Origin of the sequence: Aeromonas sp. sif0611, assembly GCF_019218845.1 — a bacterium.
Classification (GTDB): domain Bacteria; phylum Pseudomonadota; class Gammaproteobacteria; order Enterobacterales; family Aeromonadaceae; genus Aeromonas; species Aeromonas media.
On record NZ_JAHUWU010000005.1, the window covers coordinates 142,305 to 166,021 of the forward strand.

Genomic DNA, 23,717 nt, shown 5'->3' on the forward strand with positions numbered 1-23,717 from the left:
GCGTATCGAAACGAAAGCATAAACACAGCCTGACATTCGGGCCTGCTGGCGTGCGCGCGTAACCTCTCATCCCTGAGACGATTCAAGCCCCGGTAGCGACCCACGTACCGGGGCTTTTTATTGACCAATCCATCTGTTTAGGAGAAGGAAATCCCATGTTTCAAGGTTCGATAGTTGCCCTGATCACCCCATTTCGACAGGGCCAGCTGGACGAGGCCGCGCTGGCTCGTCTGGTGGAGTGGCACATAGAGCAGGGGACCCATGGCATAGTGCCGGTCGGTACCACGGGGGAGAGTCCGACCCTGACCCACGACGAGCACTGCCGGGTGGTGGAGCTGGTGGTCAAGCAGGTGGCGGGACGGATCCCTGTCATCGCCGGCGCGGGGTCCAACAATCCGGTCGAAGCCATCGAATACACCCGTTTCGCCGAGCAGATGGGGGCGGATGCCACCCTGCATGTGGCCGGTTACTACAACCGCCCGAACCAGGAAGGCTTGTTCCACCACTTCAAGGCGGTCCATGACGCCACCACAAAACCCATCATCGTCTACAACATTCCGCCCCGCGCCATCGTCGATGTGCAGCCGGCGACCCTGGCCCGCCTCGCCGAGTTGCCGCGCATCGCCGGCGTGAAGGATGCCACCGGCGATCTGGCCCGCCCCTGGGTTGAACGTCAGCTGATCAAGAAGCCCTTTGCCTGGCTCTCCGGGGAAGATGCCACCGCCGTTGCCTACAACATCGGCGGTGGTCAGGGCTGCATCTCGGTGACGGCCAACGTGGCCCCCAAGCTGGTGGCCGAGGTCCAGAACCTGACCCTGGCCGGCGAGTGGCAGGCCGCCCGCGAGCTGCAGGACAAGCTGATCCCGCTGCATCAGGCCATGTTCGCCGAGCCGAGCCCGGCGGGCGCCAAGTATGCAGTCTCCCTGCTTGGTCTGTGCAGCGAGGAGTGCCGTCTGCCGGTGATGCCGCTGTCTGACGCTACCCGCGAGCGGATCCGCCAAGCCATGCAGGCATTGAATCTGTTGTAAAAACTGGGCTCTGGATCTCGCTTTTGATTGCCAGGTCAATTAATGGCCAGGCTTTGCCGATATACTCGCTTGGATACAACCAAGGATGATTTGGCATGCAAGAATGGGATCCGGAGCACTTCACCAGTTTTGAACATCTCTGTGAAGTGACGTTGGCGGCGGTCAGAGAAAAGACCGAGGCCGAGCAGATCTATCTGTGGCTGCGGGCGCCAACGCCCCAGCTCTACCACTACAGGCCTGAGCAGGGCTTGCTCTGTCTGAGCGCCGACATGCTCACCTCCCTCGACCTGCCTCTCCTCTTCATTGAACGTTCCCTCGATCTCGGCCAGTTGCTGGTGGAGCCGATCGCGCCGACCCGTGCCATCTGGGAGAGCGTCGAGCCGGAGAGCCCACGCCTGCGTGCAAGCTTCCCGCTCAAGCGCCACAAGGGGTTGGAGGCCGTGGTCTATCTGGAAACCCGGCGCCGCCTCGATCGCTTGCCAAGGCGTCAGCAACAGAGCATCCAGTTGCTGATGCACTACCTCGCCGCCGAGCTGGAGAGCCGGCGACTCGCCGGTCAGGTCGATCTGGAGCGGGATCAACGGATCAATACCCAGGCCGATCTCGTCCGCAGCCAGGCCCTGCAGGACTCCTTCCTCAGCATGCTGCAGGCATTGCACCAGGTAGGAGTCAAGCTGTCGCGCTGTGACGGTGAGGATCGCCTGCTGCACGATGCGGTGGTGCTGGCGCGCCAGGAGTTGCAGTTCGATCGCATCGCCATCTTCCTGACGGACAGTCAACTCAAGACCATGCACGGTACCTGGGGTACCAACGAGGCGGGCGAGCTCATCGACGAGCGCCATTTCATCAGTCCCATTCCTGACCATCCCACGGTGCAGGAGGCGCTGCGACGCAAGGATTATGTGCTGGTGCTGGAAGATACCCCGCTCTATTACGAGAAGCAGGTGGTGGGGCGCGGCTGGAATGCCATGGTGTCGCTGTGGGACGGAGGCACCCCCATCGGCTGGATCGCCGCCGACAACCTGCTCTGGCGTCGTCCGCTCAAGGCGTATCAGAGCGAGATCTTCAAGCAATATGCCGCCGTGCTCTCCCAGTTGCTGATCCGCCAGCGCACCCAGGCGGCGCTCGAGCGTTTCAACCGTGACCTGGAGCTGCGGGTGCAGGAGCGAACCCGGCAGCTGGCCGACACCAACCGGGCGCTGGAGGAGGCCAACCGGCGTCTCTCCCTGCTGTCGCTGGAGGATCCCCTGACCGGGATCGCCAACCGCCGTCAGTGGGACATCACCATGGAGCGGGAGTGGGAGCGGGCGCGCCGTCATCAGGGGGTATTGGCAGTACTGATGATAGACGTGGACGAGTTCAAGTCCTACAACGATCACTTCGGCCACGGCAAGGGGGATCAGTGTCTGCAACGGGTCGCGGCCCTGCTGCAGGACACCGAGCGGCGGCGTACCAATCTGGTGGCCCGTTATGGCGGTGAGGAGTTCGTAATCCTGCTGTGCGCCCCGCAACCCGGGGAGGCAGAGCGACTGGCGGAGCAGATCCACCACGGGCTGGAAGCCCTGCAGATCCCCCATCCGGCCTCCCGGGTGGCGGCGGCGCTTACCGTCAGCATCGGCTTCAGTTACCTCATCCCCTCCTCGGACAAGGGGTGGCAGACCCTGACCGAGCAGGCGGATCAGGCGCTCTATCACGCCAAGTCACAGGGCCGGGCCTGTACCCTGGCCTATCGCTGATGTAGGACTCACCCTCTCTCCTTTCTCACCGCGCCAGGGGGCCAACGCTCTGGTGCATCTCTTTTCCTCGGCATAAATGTGGTGGCAAGCGTTTCTCGCCCTCTGACGCATGGCGATGGGACCGGGGTCTGGCTAGAATGGGGGCCCATTTTTCACAGACAGATCCTGCCCCATGACCCTATCCGGATTTCAAGGCCTGGTTTTCGACCTCGACGGCACCCTGGTGGACTCCATGCCTTTGCACCTGGCCGCCTGGGAACATACCGCCCGCGAGTTTGGCTTTCAGTTCGATGCCGACTGGTTTTATGAACTGGGTGGCATGCCCAGCCGCAAGATAGCCTTGCTGGTGGCCGAGGTGCAGCAGATCGCGCTGGACCCGCTGGTGGTGACGCGCTGCAAGACGGAGCACTATGTGGCCAACCTGCACAAGGCGACCCCCTTCCCGGCCATGCTGGATCTGGTCAGGCGCTATCACGGTCTCATTCCCATGGGGATAGGCACGGGCTCACCTCGTATCAATGCCGAGGCGGTACTGCGCAATACCGGACTGGAACGCTACTTCCCCGTGGTGGTGACCGCCGACGACGTGGCGCTGCACAAACCCCATCCGGATACCTTTCTGCTGGTGGCGCAGCGACTCGGGGTTGCGCCTGACGGCTGTCTGGTGTTCGAGGACACGGGCATAGGGGCGCAGGCCGGTGAGGCCGCGGGTATGCAGGTGTGCATGGTCAAGGAAGGGAAGCCGGTCGGATTGACCTACTGAGCAAAGGGGCTGGCCGTCGAGGCCGCCTGGGGGAGAAGACCCACTCTCATACGGGACAGGCATGACATGAGAGTGGGGATGCGCGTCGTCACCGATTGACGCAGCGGCAAACACAGAGTCAGGAGGAGGCGAGCATCACTGCTCGCTGCTACCGCCCTGGTTGTCGTCATAACGGCTAGGGCCGCCGTGAGGGCGCGGAGCCATGGAGACCCGTGGCTTGCGGGCGCGCTGGATGCTGACCTGGGGGCGGCCGGAGTGCATGGCGATGGTGGAGATCTTGGCCTTGTAGACCAGTTGCTGATTGCCATGGGCATCGGTCAACAGCACGCTGTACTGGTCGAAGCCGCTGATGGTCCCCTCCAGCTTGATGCCGCTCACCAGGAAGATGGCGACCTGACTGCGGTTCTTGCGCAACCAGTTGAGGGCAGAATCTTGCCCGTTCCCAAGGGAGAATGCCTGCTCGATGGTGGAGTAGCTTGGGGATTCAGTTGTCATAAATTATTGTCCCGCGGAAAAAAAGTGGCGTTTGATTGTGCTAAATGGTCACAGGCTTGTCAAAGTCATTCTCACCCTGCCGCCAAAGCATCGATGAACAGGGGCTGATGTGTGGGAGCTTGCGCAAATTTGCAGATAAATATGCCCCTTATCCCTGGGGCCAGGGTCGAGCTATGCCAAAAAAACCCTTTCCAGGCCGCGCCCCATGCCCATGTATCTCCCGTCCCTTAAGGCCCTGTACATGAACAGGGCTGGTGGTTAGCGGCGGTGGCTGCAATAATTGGCGCCTCTGGCCGTTCGCGGCCTCATGCTGGGGTCCTATCTTGCATCCGGTTTCACACCAACACCCGATTACCTATACCCATGACGCGACCGCGTGCGAAGAGTGTGACTTGCTGGTGCCGGCCACCGCGCTGGCCGTGGGGGAGACGAGCAGTTGTCCCCGTTGCGGTCACACCCTGAGTGCGCACCTGCCGCAGCAGGAGCTCAGGCCCATCGCCTACGGCTTTGCGGCGCTCATCATGTTCGTGCTCTCCAACGCCTTCACCTTCATGTCGTTCTCGGCCAAGGGGGTGGGGCAGGAGATGACCTTCCTGCAGTGCATCACCACCCTGGTGGATCAGGGCTATCTGTTTCTGGGGGCCGTGCTGAGCCTGACCCTGATCGGTCTGCCACTGGTCTATATCGGCTCCATCATGCTGGTGCTGTGGCGGCTCGACAAGGATCTGCACAGCAATGCCCTGCGCTCACTCGGCCGATTGCTGTGCCGGATCAAACCCTGGTTGATGGTGGATGTCTTCCTCATCGGGGTGCTCATCTCTCTGGTCAAGCTGATGGGCATGGCCGACATCAAGATGGGGCTGTCGTTCTGGGCCTTCGTGGGCTACACGGTGCTGCTGATCAAGATGATCTCGTCCCTGGACCGGATGTGGCTGTGGCAGCGGCTGTTCGGCCCGACCGAGTCGAGGGAGCTGGATCCCGAGGCCAGCGCCCTGGAGTACGGGCTGGTGGGCTGCCACATCTGCGGCGCGCTCAATGACGGCGATGCCCATAGCTGCTCCCGCTGCGGCGATCGTCTGCACCAGCGCAAGCCGGGCGGTCTGAACCGTACCTGGGCACTGCTCATCACCTCGGTGATCCTCTATATTCCTGCCAACCTCTATCCCATCATGGACACCGTCTTTCTGGGGGACGACAGCCCCTCGACCATCATGGGGGGGGTGGTGTTGCTCTGGGCCATGGGCTCCTACCCCATCGCCGCCGTCATCTTCTTTGCCAGCGTGGTGGTGCCCCTGGTGAAGATCCTGGCGCTGCTGTGGCTCTGCTACATGGTGCAGCGTGGCCGGGTCGGTTCTCCCCTTGGCAAGCTCAAGCTCTATCGCATGACCGAATTTGTGGGACGCTGGTCGATGATCGACGTCTTCGTGGTGGCCATCTTGGCCGGCCTCATCCGTCTCGATAATCTGATGACCATCTACCCGGGCCCCGCGGCCGTTGCTTTTGCCGGGGTCGTTTTGATCACCATGGTGGCCGCCATGAGTTTCGATTCCCGCCTGATCTGGGATTTACAACAAGGAGAGCGCGAACGTGAGTGAGCGTAAGACAAGGTGGAAACCGGGCTCTGACTTTATGAGCTCGGCCGCCGCTATCTGGATGGTGCCGCTGCTGGCGCTGTTCATCGGAGCCTGGATGCTGTTTCAGCACTGGTATTCACAAGGCCCCAGTTTCACCCTGACGGTTGCCACCGCGGAGGGCATAGTGGCGGGCAAGACGGTGATCCGCTCCCGTGAGGTGGAAGTGGGTCGCATCGAGGCGGTGGAGCTTAGCGATGACTACAGCCATGCGGTGCTCAAGGCCCGTCTGACCAATGCCGCCGCCGGCATGCTCAAGAAGGATAGCCAGTTCTGGGTAGTCAAACCCAGGGTCGGGCGGGAAGGGGTGTCGGGTCTGGGCACCCTGCTCTCCGGTGCCTACATCGAACTCGCCCCTGGCAAGAAGGGCAAGGCGCGCGACGAATACGCCATGCTGGACAAGCCGCCGCTCGCTTCGGTGGACGCCAAGGGGCTGCGGCTCTCCCTCAGCAGCCGCGATGCGCGTGCCCTGGGGATCGGCTCCCCCATCAGCTATCAGGGCTTCACCATAGGCCAGATAGAAGAGGCGAACTTCCTGCCCGAGAAGAGCGAGATGCAGTACCAGCTCTTCATCAATGCCCCCTACGACATCCTGGTGAGCAGCAACTCCCGCTTCTGGCTGACCCCGGGCTTCGAGGTCTCCATGAGCAGCGAGGGGATGAAGGTGAAGATGGATTCGCTCGAGAGCCTGCTGGATGGCGGCATCACCATGGGGCTGCCACCGGGCTGGACACCTGGTGAGCCGGTCAAGCAGATGGACAGCTTCACCCTGTTCCAGGACGAGGCGAGCGTGCTGGCCGGTAGCCTGGATCAGTTCATCGACTACGTCTTCCTGTTCGAGGACAACGTGGGTGGCCTGCACCCCGGGGCGGCGGTGCAGTATCGCGGCATCCGGGTCGGCACCGTCATCTCTGCCCCCTACCTCATCGACGACAAGGGGGTGCAGATCTTCAAGAGCCGGCAGATCCCCGTGCTGGCCCGCATCGAGGTACAGCGCCTCTCCCATCGCTACGCCAATGCGGAGCGGGAGCAGTGGCGAGCGCTGTTCAGCAAGCAGTTCAAGGAGGGATTGCGGGCCAGCCTCAAGACGTCCAGTCTGCTGACCGGCGGCAAGGTGGTGGATCTCAACTTCTATCCGGATGCCCCCGCCTATGAGCCCATCAAGCTGGCAGGCTATCAGGTGTTCCCGACCGTGCAGGCCGGGCTGGACCAGATAGAGCGCAAAGTGAACCTCATCCTCGACAAGTTCGTCGATATGGACATGGCCACCACGCTGACGCAGGTCAATAGCACCCTGGCGACCCTGGACAAGACGCTCAAGCACATCAAGGCCGTGAGTGCCAATCTGGAACAGTTCACGGGTCAGCGCTCGACCCAGCAGTTGCCCGAGTCCCTCAACCAGAGTCTCAAGCAGTTGCAGGAGACGTTGCAGGCTTATGATGCTGGTTCCCAGACCAACCAGGAGTTGCGCCAGTCGGTGCAGTCTCTCAATCAGCTGATGGGGGAGCTGCAACCCTTGGTCCATTCACTGAACGAGCAGCCCAGTTCGCTGATCTTCGACCGCTCCCGTCCCCAGGATCCTGAGCCCAAGCGAGGAAAATGATGAAAAAACGGATGATGACCCTGGCCTTGCTGGGTTTGCTGACGGGGTGCAGTGCCGCCCCGACGGCACTGCACTACTACTCGCTGGATGCGGAGATCCCGCAGTCGAACAGCGTTACGGCACAGCCCCGGCATCAGCTGGTGCTGCGTCCCGTCGCCCTGTCTGGCCAGCTGGATCGGATGAGCCTGGTCTATCAGCTGGAAGGCAAGGAACTGCACTTTGCCGAGTATCATCGTTGGGCGGGCTCGCTGGATGCGCAGTTGAACCAGCTCACCTTGAATGGCCTCTCCAGCAGGTTGCCGGGTTGGGTGGTGCGCCAGGACGGGGCCCGTAAGGGGCCAGTGCTGACCATCTCGGTCGAGCGCTTCCAGGGACGGCACGATGGTCGCGCCCTGCTGAGCGGCCGCTGGCGCTTGCTGACGGAGGAAGGGGTCGTGCTGCGGGACGTGCCTTTCCAGCAGGAGCGGGTCTTGCCGGCCGATGGTTATGGCGCCCTGGTCGACGAGCTGGGGCAGGGCTGGCAGCTACTGCTCGATCAGATTGCGGCTGATGTGCGCACGCGCAGCTGAACGGAACAATGAAAAACGGGAGGCCAATGCCTCCCGTTTTGTTATCTGACACAGGGATTATTGCTGAACTTCCGAGACCCCCTGCACCTTGACCTCTACCCGGCGATCCGGGGCCAGGCAGACGATCAGCTCGCGCTTGGACTTGCTGGTGCAGCTGTCGCCGGTGACGGGAGAATTCTTGCCCTGACCCTCCACGTTTACCTTGCCGGCAGGCAAGCCCTTGCCGATCAGGTAGTCGGCCACGGTCTGGGCCCGCTGCTCGGAGAGCTTCTGGTTATAGGCGTCGGAGCCGATGCGATCGGTGTAGCCGATGACGGTGGCCGAGCCATCCTTGGGTCTGGCTTCTTCAATCTGGCTATAGAGGGTATCCAGTGCCTGGCCGGCTTCCGGCTTGAGGGTGGCCTTGTTGAAGTCAAACAGCACATCCGAGCTCAGAGTGAACTGCTTGTCGACCATCACTGGCTCGGGGGCCGGTGCCGGGGCGGCGACCGGCATGGCCGGTGGAACCTGGCCGAAGCGATAGACGGCGGCCAGGGAGAGCAGGCCGTTGTCCATGCGCAAACCCGTGTCTTCACGGCTGCCGTACGGGGTGCTGTACTGGTACTCGAGGCGGGCGGCCCAATCCAGATTGAAGGCGTACTCGGCCCCCAACGCACCGACGAAGACGGCGCGGCTGTCGCTGTCCAGCTCATCGCTGCTGGTCCAGCCGTAGCCGCCACCGAGGCGACCGTAGAGATCCAGATTGTCCGCTACCGGGAAGCCGAGCTTCAGGGTCAGCTGGGCCAGTTGGGCTTCGACAGAGTCATTGAAGGCAGCGGCATTGCGGGTGCCGTTGTACTTTAGCTTGCCAAGGTAGTCGTAACCGAGCTCGATCCCCAGATTCTGGTTGATCTGGTAACCGGCGAAGGCTCCGGCTCCGACCTCGTCGTCATCTTTGTCCGTGGTAGCGATGGCGTTGCTTTCGTCGACGCCATAGAAGTTGGACCAACCCAGTTTGGCACCGCCATACCAGGTGTTGTCTTGTCCGGCTGCCTGAGCGTTGGCTGCAAGCAAGCCTGAAACCAGCAAGGTAATCAGTGTTTTGTTCATAGAAGCCTCTGCAATCTTGTGTGTGGGGAGCGCGAATCCATGTCGCCTCACCTCATGGGTTGGGCCTGCATTCAGCCACAACATGTTTAAACGTAGCCCGTTTTTTTTGAACCACAAGCAACTGATATAAAACATATTGTGATAACAATGCCCATCATAGGGGAGTTATCCGGGCGAGAGGCCAGTATGACTCCAATTTGTGACGGGGGTCATATGAGTTGGCTGTTTACTGTCCAGCCAGGCAAGCACAAAAAAGGCCGACATAGTGTCGGCCTCTGCATCCTTACTGGGGGATGAACTCGTACTCCCGTTCGATGAAGGTGGCGGCGCGCTCGCTCAGAGCGGCGTGTACGGCCGTGGTCGGGTGGACCTGATCCCAGAACATCTTGCCTTCACAGTCGAGCTCGCTGGCGCCGCGGCTAGCCAGCGGGCTGGCAACGGCCTGGGCCAGCAAGGGGTTGCCTGCGATGGCGAGGCGTTCCTGCGCATTGAAGGGGGCAAACCGACTGTCGGCGGTGGTGCTGCGGGACGAGAAGGGCTTCCACACATAGCCCCCGCCGTAGCAGGCGTTCTCGGTGTCGCTCAGGCCGAAGTTCTGCGGCTCCCGCAGCATCTCGGCGAACTGCTTGTCGATCTCGAACAGTTTCACCATGCCGGTGGGGGCCAGCTCGCGGGCCAGGTTCAGCAACAGCTCATTGTGATAGCGGGAGACATGGCTTGCCGCCTCCACCACCTTCTGGCTGCGGGCCGACGGGTTCTGGCCCAGATCCGGCAGGTTGAACAGCAGGATCTGTTTTGCCCCATGGAGCACCATGCGGTTGGCAGAGTCACTGATGACGTCGCGCACCCGTTTGGCGTCCAGCTCGGTATTCCAGCCATAGGCCAGATAGTCGTTGGCACCGACCCAGAGGATCACCAGATCGTCCGCCTTGAAGCTGTCCTTCTCAAGGAACTGGGTGATCTCGTAGTCCAGGTTGTTGATGACCTGGTACTTGGGATTCCAGGAGATCTTGTTGTAGGCCACCGCGGTGGCGCCCCCTTCCGCTTCGTTGACTATTTTCAGCCCCGGGAACGGCTGGGTCAGCTGTTCCAGCCAGACGGGGCCGTTGGAGAAGCGACCCTGGTAGTAGGGTGGGCTGGAGGGAAGATAACCGCGCATCTTGTCGTACATCTTGCCGGTGTCGGAGAGACTGTCGCCAAACATCACGATGCGGGAGAAGGCGGGACGACTCTCGGCTGCCTGAACGGTCAGCGTCAAGAGTCCCAGTAAACACGGAAGCCATTTGTTCATCTTGCTGTTCTCATGGAGTGGATGCAGGCACTGCCTGCGGGCTGTTCCTCGAAGGCAAGGGGCTGGGAACCCCTGTTGCCAGGCCGAACGGTATCCACTCGAATACAATCTTGCAGCAAGCCATGGGCATTAAATCGATTGCGGTCACACTGCTCTCCCCTGGATGGGGGAGGCTTCACGTTTGTTTCACGCCTGCCCGGGCAAGATGCCTGCATACCCAATGACAGGAGCGTGAAAATGAACAAAGCAAAGGTAATCGGTCTGCTGGCCATGATGTCCGTCTCTTCTTTCGCCATGGCGGCCTACACCGGCCCCCAGGAGCAGAACAAGGTCTCGGTCGCGCAGTTGAAAGACGTGGCAGATGATCAGTGGGTGACCCTGGAAGGCAAGCTGGTCAAGCACCTTGGCGGCGAGAACTACAGCTTCCGTGATGACAGCGGCGAAGTGGAAGTGGAAGTGGACGGGGACGTGTGGCGTGGTGTCGAAGTGGGCCCGAACGATCTGATCCGCATCCGCGGCGAGGTTGACCACAGCTGGAACAAGACAGAGGTCGAGGTCGAGCACCTGGAAAAGGTCGGTGCCGCTCCCCAGAGCAAGGGCGGCTTCATCGCCAAGTAAGTTCGCAGACCATGCTGATGGGAAGGGCGCTACATAAGCGCCCTTCCTGTTTTTGTGGGTGCCGTCAGCCGGCCCGGACGGCGACGGTGCGCTTGAACCCTTTCTCGGCCTGGTTGACCTTGTAGAGGTAACGACGCGCCTCCGCCTTGGGGTGCTGCTCGGTCAGCACCTGATAGACCGCCTCGGGGGAGAGCCGATTGATCATGTCAGGGGCCGCCTTGCGGTTGCTGGAGAAGGTGTTGAGCACCCCGCCCGCCCCACCGTTGTAGGCGGAGATCACCGCATAGCGACGGGATTGGGGATCCTGGATATCCGCCAGGTAGACGGTCTGCAGCAGGTGCAGATAGGCGGTCCCCACGTCGATGTTGTAGGCCGGATTGAACAGATCCTCCCGGGTTGGCTGTCCGTTCTTGCCCTTGACCCGTACATAGACATCCCGTCCGGCGGTGGCCGGGATCACCTGCATCAGGCCATAGGCGTTGGCATGGCTGACCGCATAGGGGTTGAAGCTGCTCTCGGTCTTGATGACCGCATAGATCAGGCTCTCGGCGACGCCGTACTTGCGGGAGGCATCGCGGATGATGCTGGCGTACTTGTAGCCGCGCTTGTCCTCGTGGTTGGCCACCATGGGGATGTCGACGAAGAAGATGGTGCGAATGCCGAGGGTGCGCTTCTTCATCGCGCTGCCGAGCAGGTAGTCGGCATAGCGCTCTGCGCGCCAGCTGGAGCGGATGGCCTGCCCTTGGTTGTCCAGCACCTGGCCGTAGAGGAAGGGCTCGCCACCGGGCATGATCTCCCTGTCCGAATAGAGATCCACTTCAGCCGGATCGTCCGGAGTCAGCAGCGTCTCTATGATGGCACGGCGCAGGTGGGCACGGGGATCGAGCCCGGAGACCGTCTCCACCATGATGTGGCCGCTGGAGAAGTCGATGTGGGCCCGGCTCTTGTATTGATCCGTGTATTTGACGTAGTCAAACTTGCCCGCAAACAGTGCCTCGCGCCCCCATATCTCGTTCACGTTATGGGAGAGTGCACTGATCATGTGTTCGAAGCCGCGTATGTCCTTGCCGTTGACCAGATCTTCGTCTTCTGCCCCGGGTTTGGGAGAAGAGGAGCAGGCAGAGAGAAACAGCAGGGCGCACAGCAGCCAAAAAATTCGACCCATAAGATCCTCAAACTGGGCGGTGGGGTCGCCCGTCACGCACGTGCCGTGAACCAGAAGAGTGCCAGCCGTTGATGGGCACTCAAGCTGGATCACGGTGACAACTCATTGGCACCGGGCCGGGAGAAGCATGGCCACAGATAGCCGGGTTGCGGCGCTCTGTGCTCCCTGCTCATCGGCTCGACTCACTGGCTGGGAGGGGTATAGCCGTCGATGGCCACTTCACCGGCTTCAAACAGGTAGTTCACCATCTCTTTTTCCAGCAACTGGCGGTGCTCGAGATTCATCATGTTCAGCTTCCTCTCGTTGATCAGCATCACCTGCTTCTTCTGCCATTCGGTCCAGGCTTCCTTGCTGATGTTGTCGAAGATCCGCTTGCCGAGTTCACCGGGGTAGAGTTGGAAATCGAGACCCGGCGCCTCTTTTTTCAGACGCTGGCAAAATACGGTACGGCTCATGTTGACCTCTGTGGTTGTAAGTCCGGGTAGGCGAGCAGGCGGGCCGTGGCGGCCGCCAATCCCACCTCGGCAGGATGGCGTAAGTTATACCAGAGTCGGGAATCTGCTTCCATGAGCAAGGGCGGCGGCGGGGCAGCCATTTCGATCAGCAAGGGGCGAATATCGAGGTGGAAGTGACTGAAAGTGTGGCGAAATCCAGCGAGCTCCCGGTAGTCGGTCTCATCGAGTCCCAGCCCCTGCAAGCGGCCCGTCACCTCCGTGAGCGACTCCACCTGCGGGAAGCAGTATAGCCCGCCCCAGATTCCCTGGGGCGGGCGCTTCTCCAGCAACAGCTGGTCGCCGTGACGGATGATCAGCATGATGCCGTTGCGGGCCGGAATGCTTTTCTTCGGTTTGCTGTTGGGGTAGGTGGTGGGGTTGCCCTGCGACAGCCCCTGGCAATCGACCTGCACCGGGCAGAGCGCGCAGGCGGGCTTGCTGCGGGTGCAGACGGTGGCGCCCATGTCCATCATGGCCTGGTTGTACTGGGCCACGCCGAGCCTTGGGGTGAGGCGGGTCGCCAGCTCCCAGAGATCGTTCTCCACCTGCTTCTGGCCGGGCCAGCCCGGCAGCGCCAGCCAGCGGGTGAGCACCCGCTTCACGTTGCCGTCCAGGATGGCATGGGGCTGACCGAGAGAGAGGGAGAGCACGGCACCGGCGGTGGAGCGCCCTATCCCGGGCAGGGTCATCACCTCTTCAAGTCGCTCTGGAAACAGGCCGCCGTGCAGATCACGGATCTGCTGCGCCGCCTTGTGCAGGTTGCGTGCACGGGCGTAGTAACCGAGCCCGGTCCAGTGGTGCAGCACCTCGTCGATGGGGGCGTCGGCCAGCGCCAGCACATCGGGGAAGCGGGCCATGAAGCGCTGATAGTAGGGGATGACGGTGGCGACCTGGGTCTGCTGCAGCATGATCTCGGAGATCCAGACCCGGTAGGGGGTCTTGTCCTCCTGCCAGGGCAGGGTCTTGCGGCCGTGGATCTGGTACCAGTCCAGGATCCTGGTCGCGAAAGTGCTGTTATCTGAATTGCTCACGGGGTTCTCATGTTTTGATTAAAAAGGGGAGCTCTCGGGCTCCCTCTTGAGATGGCAGCCGGGCCAGCAGGTCCGGCTTGTGACTGTGGCCCGGTCAGCCGCGCCAGTCCTGCAACGCCTTGAGGCTGACATGCTGACCGCCGACCTGCAGGATGATGTAGTCCTGGGCGATGGCAACCAGCAGCACGCCGGGGGCGACCTCGCTGCCCTCGCGCAGCTCCCGCCCGTTGATCACCACGGCCCGTTTGGCCGGGTCGGAGGAGAAGTTGTGGGCACCATAGGTCAGGGGAGGAACCTGTTGTTTCAGCGCGGGATCCAGAGAGCTGAGGGGCATGGCTCCGGACTGGGGCTGGGCTTGCGCTGCCCCCTCTTCCACCAGCGGGGTGTTGTTGAGGGCCATCATGATGCGCTCGGCCAGGCTCTGGGGGGCATTGCCGGCGGTCGCCGCTGCGGGAGCGGCGGCAACGGGTCTGGGTTGTACCACGGGCTCCGGCAGGGGCGGGGGCAGCGGGCGGGTGACCATGGATCTGGGTTCGACTCGCACGAAGGGCGGCGTCACCACCTCCTTCACCTCGATCTGCTGTTCGAGTGGCTTGAGGTGGTAGAGGTGCCAGCCGTAGTTGGCGGCGGCCCCCATGAGCAGGGCCAGGGGAGCCAGGAGCCACCAGATCCAGCGGCGGCCTGGCTCTTCTTCCTGGCTCACGGGCAGGCCCATGAGCGGCATGTGGGGAGTGAACTGGGATTGGTCGGCGCGGCGCAGGGCCTTGAGCAGGGTAGACATCAGGAGGCATCCTCCATCAGGGGATCCATGGTGTCATCCGCCACGGCATCCAGATCGACAGGCGTGCTGGCACGCAGGGATTCATCTTCCAGCCTCGGCATGGGTTCACCGGCCACGGCATTCAAGCGCAACAGGGTATTGCTGCCGGCGATGCCGTCCGGGGTCAACCCCTGCTCACGCTGGAACTGTTGCAGCTTGCTCTTGAGGGCTGCATCAAAGCGGCTCACCTTGCGGTCCGGCTGCTGCATGGCGCGGTTCAGTGCATTGTCCAGCCACTGGGCCTGGGCCGCACTGGCGTTACTGCCTATCAGGGGCACGCCGCCCTTGGGCATACGCCATAGCAGGGTATAACTGCCCCCCCAGGCGTCGGACAGCCACTGCCTGTCCACCTGCCAGCTCTGATTGCCGATGAGCAAGGACGCCTTGTCCGGCCCCAGGCTTACCAGGGTGGCGTAATAGAGTCCTCCCGTTTCATCGGTCAGGCTGATGAGGGCGGGATATTGCAGGGCCTGCAGCTCGGCCAGGGTGGCTTCCCCCTCCTGGCAACGCAGACCAGCGCGGGGGGCGTCGTCACAGGTCGCCTCCTCCAGCTCGGTCTGGTAGCCCCACACCCTGTAAAGGTTCTGCATGGCCACGTCGGGTGAAATCGCCTGATTGATGGCGCGGGTCAGCTGTTCCAGCTGCTCCGGCGTCTCATCCACCTTGACCGGTACCTCCACCTTGACCAGGGGGCGAGCAGGGAAGACGCCGAAGAACTGCCAGCCCCACCAGCCGGCGGCGACCAGCAGGGCGCCTGCCAGGGTCACGGTGAGGCCGGACTGCCAGCTTCCCTCGTCACGAATGCCGCTCACTTCATAGGCAGCCAGGCTGATGTCGCCGTGGGCTATCTTGTGGCTGCCGCGGGCGAAGGCGGCGATCAGGGCGCGGTCGCAGATGAGGTTGATGAGGCGCGGGATGCCACCGGAGAGGCGGTGCAAGGTCTGGATTGCCTTGGGGGTGAAGATGGGCTGGACACAGCCAGCCACCTGCAGCCGGAAGCGCACATAGGCGTCTACATCCTGACAGGAGAGCGGCAGCAGATGGTAGCGGGCCGTGATGCGCTGGGCCAGCTGGCGCAGCAGGGGCTGACGCAGCATCTGCTGCAGCTCGGGCTGGCCGATGAGCACTACCTGCAGCAGCTTCTTCTCGTCGGTCTCCAGGTTGGTGAGCAGTCGCAACTGCTCCAGCACGCCGGGCAGCAGATGCTGGGCTTCATCCACCAGCACCACGCTGCGCTTGCCCGCAGCCAGATTGGCCAGCAGGTGATCGCGAATGAGATCGAACAACTGCTTGAGGCTGGCTTCCTGGGCGTAGGGCAACTGGAACTCGTCACAGATGGCCGCCAGCAGATCCCGTTCGGTCAGGGAAGGATTGAGGATGTAGGCGATCTCGGTCTCGGCGGGCAACTGCTGGAGTAGGCAACGGGAGACAGTGGTCTTGCCCGTGCCCACTTCCCCCGTCAGCAGCACGAAGCCGCCGCCGTCCTGCAACCCGTAGTTGAGGTGGGCGAGGGCCTCCCCGTGGCGTTCGCTCATATAGAGATATTTGGGGTTGGGCGAGATGGAGAACGGGGGCTCCGACAGACCGAAGAACTGTGTGTACATAAGGATCCATTCCATTGTTATGGCGGCAGGTTAAAGCCTCCCCAGAGGGATGTCAAAGACCCGGATACCATAAGAGGGGCATCCCGGTCACCGGCTCAAACGGCAATGAGGCGCGGGGTCGAATGATCAGAGGGTAGTCGCTCTTCCCGAGCCGGGATCCGTCGTGTCTGTCGGCCAAAAGCGGTATCATCGAGGCAGGTTTATCGAGGGAGAGTGCGCGTGCAGATTTATCTGGTTGGGGGAGCGGTCCGTGATCGCCTGTTGGGATTGCCGCAGGGGGACAGAGACCACCTGGTGGTCGGTGCTACCGTGCAACAGATGCTGAGCCTCGGGTTCACCCAGGTTGGTCGCGACTTTCCTGTGTTTCTCCACCCCAGCACCCAGCAGGAGTATGCCCTGGCCCGCACCGAGCGCAAACAGGGCCTGGGTTATACAGGCTTCGTCTGTCATGCCTCTCCCGAGGTGACGTTGGAGCAGGATCTGCTGCGCCGGGATCTCACCATCAACGCCATCGCCGAAGATGAGGGCGGACAACTGCACGATCCCTATGGCGGTCTCAGGGATCTGGAGGCGCGGCTGTTGCGCCACGTCTCTCCGGCGTTTGCCGAGGATCCCCTGCGCATCCTGCGGGTGGCGCGCTTCGCCGCCCGTTTCCATGAGCAGGGCTTCGTGGTGGCCCCCGAGACGCTGGCGCTGATGCGGGAGATGACCGACGCCGGCGAGCTTGCCCACCTGACCCCGGAGCGGGTCTGGAAGGAGTTGGAGAAGGTACTGCTGGGGCAGACTCCCCGGGTCTTCTTCGAGGTATTGCGCGAATGTGGTGCCCTCAACGCGCTCTTCCCCGAGCTGGACGCCCTGTTCGGGGTGCCGGCACCCGCCAAGTGGCACCCGGAGATAGATACCGGCATCCACACCATGATGGTGCTGGATCAGGCCTGTCAGCGCTCTTCGGATCTGCCGGTTCGCTTCGCCGCCCTCTGCCACGATTTTGGCAAGGGTGTGACACCCCCTGCGTTTTGGCCCAGCCATCACGGTCATGGTCAGAAAGGGCTGCCGCTCATCCGGGATTTCTGCGAGCGGTTCAGAGTGCCGAACGACTGCCGTGATCTGGCGCTGCTGGTGAGCGACCTGCACACCCATATCCACATCGCCTTCGATCTCAAGCCACCGACCCTGCTGAAGGTATTCGACAAGGCGGACGCCTGGCGCAGGCCGGATCGCTTCGCCCAGTTGCTGGATGCCTGCCGCGCCGACTTCCACGGCCGTACCGGTTTCGAAGAGAAGGTCTACAGCCAGCCGGATTATGTGGCCCAGGCCCTGGCTGCGGCCCAGGCGGTGCCGGTCAAGGAGATAGTGGCGGCGGGTTTCAAGGGGGAGGGGATCCGCGAGCAACTCGCCAAGCGGCGGCTCGATGCCATCAGCCGGGTGCGAGACGAGTGGACCTTTATCGAGGAGTGATGTCGGCCCTGAATGCCAACCATGAAAAAGCCCGAGTCACTGACTCGGGCTTTTTGCTGTGAGGTGCTTAAGAGAAGCAGGCCTGCAGCACGTAGAAGATGGCGATGGCCAGGATGGCACCGGCGGGCAGTGTGATGACCCAGGAGACCACGATGTTGCGCAGCACGCCCAGGTTCAGGGCGGCGATGCCACGGGCCAGACCCACCCCCATCACGGCACCCACCAGGGTCTGGGTGGTGGAGATGGGCAGACCTGTCCCCGAGGCGATCACCACGGTGGCGGCGGTGGCCAGCTGGGCGGCGAAGCCACGGCTCGGGGTCAGGTGGGTGATGCCGGTGCCGACGGTGGCCATCACCTTCTCACCCATGGTGGCCAGACCGATGACGATACCTATGCCGCCAAGGGGCAGTATCCACCAGGCGATGTGGGAATTGCCGGTGATCTGACCGGCACTCTCGACGGTGGATACCACGGCGGAGAGCGGACCGATGGCGTTGGCCACGTCGTTTGAGCCATGGGCGAAGGCCATGGCACAGGCGGTGATCACCATCAGGATGCCAAACACCTTCTCCACGTTGGCGAAGTGCATCTTGTTGTCATCCTGCGGGTTGTACTGCTGACCGCGAATGTAGAACCAGCCACCGATGGAGAGGGTCACCGAGATGGCGATGGAGAGCAAGATGCCCTCGCCGTCGCTCAGGTGCAGACCGACGTGGGTCAACCCCTTCTTGATGGTCACCAGGCAGATGACCAGCGCGGTCAGGAACATGTAGAACGGGACATAACGCTTGGCGTTGGCCAGCGGGTTGTCCGTGTTGAAGATGAGCTTCTGCACGCTGATGAACATGAAGTAGGCGATGATGCCGGAGATGGCCGGTGTGACCACCCAGGAGCCGACGATGCCGCCAAACTTGCTCCATTGCACCGCTTCCGGGCCGACGCTCACCACGGCGAAGCCGACGATGGCCCCGATGATGGAGTGCGTGGTCGAGACCGGCCAGCCGAAGTAGGAGGCCAGGATCAGCCAGAGGCCGGCGGCCAGCAGAGAGGCTATCATGCCGAGCACCAGCACATCCGGGGTATCGGTGAAGGCATTGGTATCTATGATGCCGTTGCGGATGGTAGCCGTGACTTCGCCGCCGGCCAGATAGGCACCGGCGAACTCGAAGATCATGGCGATGATGATCGCCTGACGGATGGTCAGAGACTTGGTGCCGACCGATGTGCCCATGGCGTTGGCGACGTCGTTCGCCCCTATGCCCCAGGCCATCAAAAAGCCGAACAAGGCCGCCACGAGCACCAGGGTGGTGCCGTAATTTGCGATAATGTCCATTAGTAGTGTTTACCCAGTCAGTCGATTACGAACGAGCCAGCATCAGTTCCAGACGGGCGCCAACGCGCTCGGCCTGATCAGCCAGGTCACCTACCCATTCGAGGATCTTGTAGAGGAACATAACGTCGATCGGATTGTATTTGTGCTCAACGGCTTGCAGCTGTTGGCGCAGCCCGATCTGCATGGTGTCAGTATCGTCCTCGATGAGATCCAGCTGGTGGATCATCTCGGCAACCATTTCAACTTCACGTCCTTTAAAGCCGGTTTCGAGCAGCTCATCGAGTTCTCCGATGGCTTTTTCGGCTTGGGCGGTCGCATCGATACAACGTTTGAGATAGGCCATGAAATCGGCACGCATCTCGGTGGGGAATTCCATCTTGCGGCCAAGCATGCGGCCGGAAATATCCTTGGCACGATTGGCGATCTTGTCCTGCTGGGTCAGCAGTTCCAGCAGATCGGTACGAGCGACCGGCAGAAACAGGCCGCGAGGCAGTTTAAGGCGAATTTCGCGTTTGAGAATATCCGCTTCTTTTTCCAGCTGGGCTATCTGTTGCCGGATTTTTTCGGCATCTTCCCAACGGTCTTCGGCAACGGCATCAAAGAAGGGAACCAGCTGCTGGGAGCACTGGTGAACCTTGACGATATGCTTCTGCAGCGGCTTGATGGGGGACTTGGCAAAAAGACCCAAAATAGTATTTACTGGCATGGCCAAACCTGTGTCGGTGAAAAAACACTCGATACGATTTTATGAGGGGCGCAGGATAACCGAACTGTGCCATCAATAAAACCGTGAATTAATCCTTATCTATCGCTGGCATTATATCCTCGCGACCCGGATCATGCCCCCCAAAGTTGCCTGCCTGCCCGGAATGACTATGCAAACTGAGATCGAGATAAAGTTTTTCGTCACCAGCAACATTCAAGACTTCATCTCCAACTTTCTGAATTCACTTGAAATTATCTCTTCTGAGCAGGTCCGCCTCGGCAATGTCTATTTCGATACGCCCGCTCTGGATTTACGCCGGCTCGACATGGGATTGCGCATCCGTCGCAGCGACCATTTTTCCGAGCAGACCATCAAATGCCGTGGCCAGGTGGTCGGGGGGCTGCACGCCAGACCCGAATACAACGCCCCGGTGAGCGGCGATCTGCCGACCCTGTCCGCGTTCCCTGACCACATCTGGCCAAGTCTGGCCGTGCGCGACGAGATCCAGTCCCGCCTGGTGGCCCAGTTCAGCACCGACTTCCTGCGACGTCACTGGCTGATCGCCTTCGACGGTGCACAGATTGAACTGGCTTGGGATCGGGGGGAGATTGTCGGTGTCCTGGGCCGTGCCGAGATCGACGAGCTGGAGCTGGAGCTCAAGTCAGGTGAGGCGAGCGCCCTGTTCGGGTTGGCCGCGCACCTAGCGGATCTGGGAGGGGTCAGGCTGGGATCCCAATCCAAGGCGCAGCGGGGCTATCGGCTGGCGGGGCTCGGCAAGCCGCTGGCGGTGCAACCCCTGCCGGATATCGGCGGGCTCGATGGCAAGGCCTGCATCACGCTCGGCCTGCAGCTCTGGCAGCATCACGAGCAGCTCTGGCTGGAGTGCGGGAAGGAAGAGCGGCAGCAGGCGCTGCAAGGGATGCTGCAGGGTTGCGACCTGGTGGCCGAGGCCGCCGATAACCTGGCGCAGGCCCCTGCCTGGTTGCCCGCTCTTCGGGTGCAGCAGCGTTTGCTGGCGGAGGCGGGGGAAGAGCAGCTGTCGGCCCTGCTGCACGGCGCCGATCTCGTGGGCCTGCAACTGGCCATTGCGGCCTGGCTGCACCTGGATTCTTGAGGGTTCAGGTTTTCACTGAATGCAAAAAAGGTGAGCCATGGCTCACCTTTTTTGCTTGTGGAAGATGGTCTGAGGGGGAGCTCAGTTCACCACGGCCACGTTGATGGTGCCGTTGCCCTGGGTCATGCGGACTCGGGCGCCGGGCACGAAGGTGGGGTTGGCTTTTTGCACCACCACGATGGATTCGCCGTTCTCTTTCTTGATCTCGAGCTCGACGCCATCCACCTGATTGAGCTTGTCACCGGCGGCCTTGCCAGCAGCTGCGCCCGCGATGGCACCGCCCGCGGCGGCGATGTCGCTGCCGCGCCCCCCCCCTATGGTGCTGCCGAGCAGGCCACCGACCACGGCACCGCCTATGGTGCCGATCAGGGAGTTTTCATCGGCCTGGATCTTCACCGGGCGAGTCGAGAGGATGGTGCCGTAGCTGACGGTCTGAACCTGCTTGGCGCGATCCTTGGTATAGACATCGCCGGAGTAGACATCGCTGTTGGCACAGCCCGTGATGGCGGTAGTGGCGGCCAGCAGGGTGATGAGAGCGATACGTTTCAACATGATGGGCCTCCTGGGCGATCATCGGATTAATCGGCTTGATGTATTCCACTCTACGCCAACCGGGTTGCGCATTAAACCCGCAAAGTGTAACCAATTATGTGGCGTGAACGGTGGCCCGGCCCCAACGCGGGTCAGGTCAGGGCCTTCTCCAGCAGCAGGCGATCCTCCCCCGGGCCGAAATAGCCGGGCTCTTCGGCCAACAGTGCATAACCTAGGCGGAAATAGAGGCGCTGGGCCGGATTGGCCGGATCCACGGTCAGCCTGACTCGCGCCACCTGCACTTCTGCCAGTGCCTGTTCCACCCGCAGCATCATGCGCTCAGCCAGGCCAAAGCCGCGGGCTTCGGGCCGTACCGCCAGAGAGAGCAGCCAGCCCTGCGACCGATCCTGACCCAGGCCTCCCAGGGCATAACCCAGCAGCCTGTCCTCCAGCTCCGCCACGACCAGCAAGGCGGGCCACAGATCCATGGCCTGACGGAAGAAGAAGGCGGGGTAGACATCCTCCCCGAAGACGTCGGCGTCTATCTGCCAGATGGCGTGCATGTCGGCGTGGGTGGCAAGGCGTAATAGGGGGGATGGCTGCATCCGGGCTCCTGTGGTACTTGCTGCCGGGGGGGCAGTCAAAAAGAGCGCACAGGGTAGTGGGCTCGCCAGGCTGATGCAAGCGGGTCTGGTTCGGAGGCTAGACAGGGGAGGCAGAGCCGGGGGAATCGATCACAGCTCAGATGGTGCTCAAGAGCTAAAGAAACAGGGCCCGCAGGCCCTGTTTCACCGGATAACCTCGATTGCTGCGATCAGATGAGGCGGGTCGCCTGCTCCAGCCAGGCGAGATCCTCGCCCTCCAGCAGCGGACTCAGACGGCGGTAAACCTCGGCGTGGTAGTCGTTGATCCAGCGGAATTCGGCCTGGCTCAGCAGGCTGCGATCGATGAGGCGGGTATCGAACGGCACATAGGTCAGCCGTTCGAAGCCCAGCATCGGCAGTTCGCCGATCTGCTCCAGTTCGGTGACCACCACCAGGTTCTCGCAGCGGATGCCAAAGGCATCTTCCCGGTAGTAACCCGGTTCGTTGGAGAGCACCATACCCGGCTGCAGGGCCACCAGGCTGCCCTTGGGGGCGATGCGCTGCGGGCCTTCGTGCACGCTGAGGAAGTGGCCGACCCCGTGACCGGTGCCATGGTCGTAGTTGTAACCGGCTTGCCACAGGGGCATGCGGGCCAGCACGTCGAGCTGGATGCCGGCGGTGCCGCGGGGGAAGCGTGCCTGATCCAGTGCGATATGGCCCTGCAGCACCCGGGTGAACATGGCCTTGTGCTCGTCGGTCACCTCACCCACCTTGACGGTACGGGTGATGTCGGTGGTGCCATCCAGATACTGGGCGCCGGAATCCACCAGATAGATGCTGTCCTGACCGAAGGGGCGAGGCACACCGTTGGTGTGGCGGTAGTGGCACATGGCGGCGTTGGGGCCCAGCGCCGAGATGGTGTCAAAGCTCGGCTCGACGTAGTGATCCTGCTCGCGGCGGAAGGCTTCCAGGCGATCGGCCAGGGTGCCCTCATCCATATCCTGATAGTCGCCGGAGGCGATCAGCCGATCCAGCCAGGCGAGGAAGCGGGTGACGGCGACGCCATCGCGCAGATGGGCGCGCTGCATGCCGGCCAGCTCAACGGCGTTCTTGCACGCCTTGGGCAGCATGGTGGGATCCTGCCCCGCCACCAGGATGGCGCCTGCCTCCTCCATGGTGAGCTGGGTCCAGGCGTTGGCGGTGTTGGGGTCGGCCAGCACTTTTTGCTGATCCTCGCCGATGCGCTGCAGCACGTCACCCAGCTTGTCGATGGGATAGACGGAGACATCCTGTCCCACGTGGCGGCTGAAGGCGATGCAGTCGATCTTGTCGGTGTCGACGAAGAAATCCATGCTGGTGTTGGCGTAGAGCACCGCAAAGCCCAGCACCACCGGCAGCCGCTCCACGTCGCGGCCACGCAGGTTGAGCAGCCAGTTGATGGGCTCGGCCTGGGTCAGCAGCACCGCATCCAGGCCGCGCTTGCGCAGATCCGCCGCCAGCAGCTCGCGCTTGGCCTGGCTGGACTGGCCCGCCAGCTCCTCGCTGTAGAGGATGACAGGGGTCTTGGTCGGGGTGGGGCGATCACTCCAGTGCAGATCGATGGGGTTCTCATCGACCCGTACCAGTGCTATGCCGCGCTCGGCCAGGATCGGCCTGGCGCTCTGATACCAGGCCAGGCTGTGCAGGCGGGCGTCGAAGCCGACCCGGGCGCCGGACGGCAGTTGATCTGCCAGCCACTGGAGGTGGGGATCTTCGTTCAGGTGAAGAAACTCAAACAGCTCGGCCGGTGCCTGCATGCGGGCCTGCACCGTATAACGACCGTCGACGAACAGGGCCGCCCGCTGCGCCATGATGATGGCGAGGCCGGCGGAGCCGTTGAAACCCGTGATCCAGTCCAGCCGTTCGGCATAGGCGGGAATGTACTCCCCCAGGTGCTCGTCGTCGTGGGGAACGATGAAGGCGTCCAGTTCCAACGTGGCCAGAGTGGCCCTGACCTGGGCGACGCGGGTTTCAATAATCTCGAAATGATTCATGTCGTTATTGCCAGATTGTGA

22 protein-coding genes are annotated in these 23,717 nt (G+C 62.2%); 9 read left to right on the forward strand and 13 right to left on the reverse strand.

Annotated features, from left to right (window positions below; genetic code table 11):
* Positions 1-155: 155 nt before the first annotated feature.
* The 3 genes from dapA (at position 156) to KW824_RS13700 (ending at position 3,527) form a co-directional block, all read left to right on the forward strand.
* Positions 156-1,028 carry a 4-hydroxy-tetrahydrodipicolinate synthase gene (gene dapA / locus KW824_RS13690; RefSeq protein ID WP_005327540.1) on the forward strand — a complete coding sequence of 291 codons (873 nt, stop codon included), beginning with the start codon at positions 156-158 and terminating at the stop codon, positions 1,026-1,028.
* Positions 1,029-1,123: 95 nt separating this feature from the next.
* Positions 1,124-2,764 (forward strand): sensor domain-containing diguanylate cyclase, encoded by a 1,641-nt coding sequence (locus tag KW824_RS13695; protein WP_171273183.1) that lies wholly within the window; start codon positions 1,124-1,126, stop codon positions 2,762-2,764.
* A gap of 172 nt (positions 2,765-2,936) precedes the next feature.
* Entirely contained in the window at positions 2,937-3,527 is a 591-nt protein-coding gene (locus KW824_RS13700) for an HAD family phosphatase (protein WP_182786568.1), read from the forward strand.
* 135 nt (positions 3,528-3,662) lie between these two features.
* Here KW824_RS13700 and hfq read toward each other — a convergent pair whose 3' ends face one another.
* On the reverse strand, positions 3,663-4,022 hold the full coding sequence (gene hfq / locus KW824_RS13705; RefSeq protein WP_005327536.1) for an RNA chaperone Hfq: 360 nt from the start codon (positions 4,020-4,022) through the stop codon (positions 3,663-3,665).
* 323 nt (positions 4,023-4,345) lie between these two features.
* On the opposite strand from hfq, the gene KW824_RS13710 reads away from it, so the two are divergent.
* Genes KW824_RS13710 through KW824_RS13720 form a run of 3 tightly spaced genes read left to right on the forward strand, consistent with a single transcriptional unit; the run spans position 4,346 to position 7,825 of the window.
* On the forward strand, positions 4,346-5,617 hold the full coding sequence (locus KW824_RS13710; RefSeq protein WP_218410066.1) for a paraquat-inducible protein A: 1,272 nt from the start codon (positions 4,346-4,348) through the stop codon (positions 5,615-5,617).
* Positions 5,610-7,256: an intermembrane transport protein PqiB gene (gene pqiB, locus KW824_RS13715; RefSeq protein ID WP_218410067.1), complete on the forward strand. Its 1,647-nt coding sequence runs from the start codon at positions 5,610-5,612 to the stop codon at positions 7,254-7,256. The genes KW824_RS13710 and pqiB overlap by 8 nt, the downstream gene beginning before the upstream one ends.
* Positions 7,256-7,825, forward strand: coding sequence for a membrane integrity-associated transporter subunit PqiC (locus KW824_RS13720; RefSeq protein ID WP_218410068.1), 570 nt, complete (start codon positions 7,256-7,258; stop codon positions 7,823-7,825). The genes pqiB and KW824_RS13720 overlap by 1 nt, the downstream gene beginning before the upstream one ends.
* Before the next feature lie 57 nt (positions 7,826-7,882).
* Here KW824_RS13720 and ompA read toward each other — a convergent pair whose 3' ends face one another.
* Both ompA and KW824_RS13730 read right to left on the reverse strand, forming a co-directional pair.
* Positions 7,883-8,914, reverse strand: a complete 1,032-nt coding sequence (gene ompA, locus KW824_RS13725; protein ID WP_182786563.1) for a porin OmpA — start codon at positions 8,912-8,914, stop codon at positions 7,883-7,885.
* Positions 8,915-9,197: 283 nt separating this feature from the next.
* Positions 9,198-10,205: an SGNH/GDSL hydrolase family protein gene (locus KW824_RS13730; RefSeq protein WP_218410069.1), complete on the reverse strand. Its 1,008-nt coding sequence runs from the start codon at positions 10,203-10,205 to the stop codon at positions 9,198-9,200.
* Positions 10,206-10,442: 237 nt separating this feature from the next.
* On the opposite strand from KW824_RS13730, the gene KW824_RS13735 reads away from it, so the two are divergent.
* Complete coding sequence (locus tag KW824_RS13735; protein WP_218410070.1) at positions 10,443-10,823, forward strand: YgiW/YdeI family stress tolerance OB fold protein; 381 nt, start codon at positions 10,443-10,445, stop codon at positions 10,821-10,823.
* A 64-nt stretch (positions 10,824-10,887) separates the two neighbouring features.
* Here the strand turns inward: KW824_RS13735 and mltC are convergent, their stop codons facing one another.
* The 5 genes from mltC to KW824_RS13760 form a co-directional block, all read right to left on the reverse strand.
* Positions 10,888-11,988 (reverse strand): membrane-bound lytic murein transglycosylase MltC, encoded by a 1,101-nt coding sequence (gene mltC, locus KW824_RS13740; protein ID WP_043128548.1) that lies wholly within the window; start codon positions 11,986-11,988, stop codon positions 10,888-10,890.
* A gap of 182 nt (positions 11,989-12,170) precedes the next feature.
* Positions 12,171-12,443, reverse strand: a complete 273-nt coding sequence (locus KW824_RS13745) for an oxidative damage protection protein (RefSeq protein ID WP_218410071.1) — start codon at positions 12,441-12,443, stop codon at positions 12,171-12,173.
* Positions 12,440-13,513, reverse strand: a complete 1,074-nt coding sequence (gene mutY, locus KW824_RS13750) for an A/G-specific adenine glycosylase (RefSeq protein ID WP_218410072.1) — start codon at positions 13,511-13,513, stop codon at positions 12,440-12,442. Before mutY ends, KW824_RS13745 begins: the two co-directional genes overlap by 4 nt.
* Before the next feature lie 94 nt (positions 13,514-13,607).
* Positions 13,608-14,294, reverse strand: a complete 687-nt coding sequence (gene exeB / locus KW824_RS13755) for a GspB family T2SS assembly factor variant ExeB (protein ID WP_218410073.1) — start codon at positions 14,292-14,294, stop codon at positions 13,608-13,610.
* Positions 14,294-15,937: an ExeA family protein gene (locus KW824_RS13760; RefSeq protein WP_218410074.1), complete on the reverse strand. Its 1,644-nt coding sequence runs from the start codon at positions 15,935-15,937 to the stop codon at positions 14,294-14,296. Before KW824_RS13760 ends, exeB begins: the two co-directional genes overlap by 1 nt.
* A gap of 219 nt (positions 15,938-16,156) precedes the next feature.
* Here KW824_RS13760 and KW824_RS13765 point away from each other — a divergent pair, with 219 nt between their 5' ends.
* A complete protein-coding gene (locus KW824_RS13765; protein WP_182786551.1) occupies positions 16,157-17,395 on the forward strand; it encodes a multifunctional CCA addition/repair protein in 1,239 nt (412 codons plus the stop codon).
* A 67-nt stretch (positions 17,396-17,462) separates the two neighbouring features.
* Here KW824_RS13765 and KW824_RS13770 read toward each other — a convergent pair whose 3' ends face one another.
* Complete coding sequence (locus KW824_RS13770; protein ID WP_005327500.1) at positions 17,463-18,728, reverse strand: inorganic phosphate transporter; 1,266 nt, start codon at positions 18,726-18,728, stop codon at positions 17,463-17,465.
* A gap of 25 nt (positions 18,729-18,753) precedes the next feature.
* Positions 18,754-19,434 (reverse strand): TIGR00153 family protein, encoded by a 681-nt coding sequence (locus KW824_RS13775; protein WP_025328355.1) that lies wholly within the window; start codon positions 19,432-19,434, stop codon positions 18,754-18,756.
* Between the two features lie 169 nt (positions 19,435-19,603).
* Between KW824_RS13775 and KW824_RS13780 the strand changes: the two genes are divergently transcribed.
* A complete protein-coding gene (locus KW824_RS13780) occupies positions 19,604-20,548 on the forward strand; it encodes an inorganic triphosphatase (protein WP_218410075.1) in 945 nt (314 codons plus the stop codon).
* Between the two features lie 81 nt (positions 20,549-20,629).
* Here KW824_RS13780 and KW824_RS13785 read toward each other — a convergent pair whose 3' ends face one another.
* From KW824_RS13785 to KW824_RS13795, 3 genes are all read right to left on the reverse strand, one after another.
* Positions 20,630-21,100 (reverse strand): glycine zipper 2TM domain-containing protein, encoded by a 471-nt coding sequence (locus KW824_RS13785; RefSeq protein WP_005327494.1) that lies wholly within the window; start codon positions 21,098-21,100, stop codon positions 20,630-20,632.
* A gap of 131 nt (positions 21,101-21,231) precedes the next feature.
* Positions 21,232-21,684 (reverse strand): N-acetyltransferase, encoded by a 453-nt coding sequence (locus KW824_RS13790; RefSeq protein WP_218410076.1) that lies wholly within the window; start codon positions 21,682-21,684, stop codon positions 21,232-21,234.
* Positions 21,685-21,893: 209 nt separating this feature from the next.
* Positions 21,894-23,696 carry an aminopeptidase P family protein gene (locus tag KW824_RS13795; RefSeq protein WP_218410077.1) on the reverse strand — a complete coding sequence of 601 codons (1,803 nt, stop codon included), beginning with the start codon at positions 23,694-23,696 and terminating at the stop codon, positions 21,894-21,896.
* Positions 23,697-23,717: the final 21 nt, after the last annotated feature.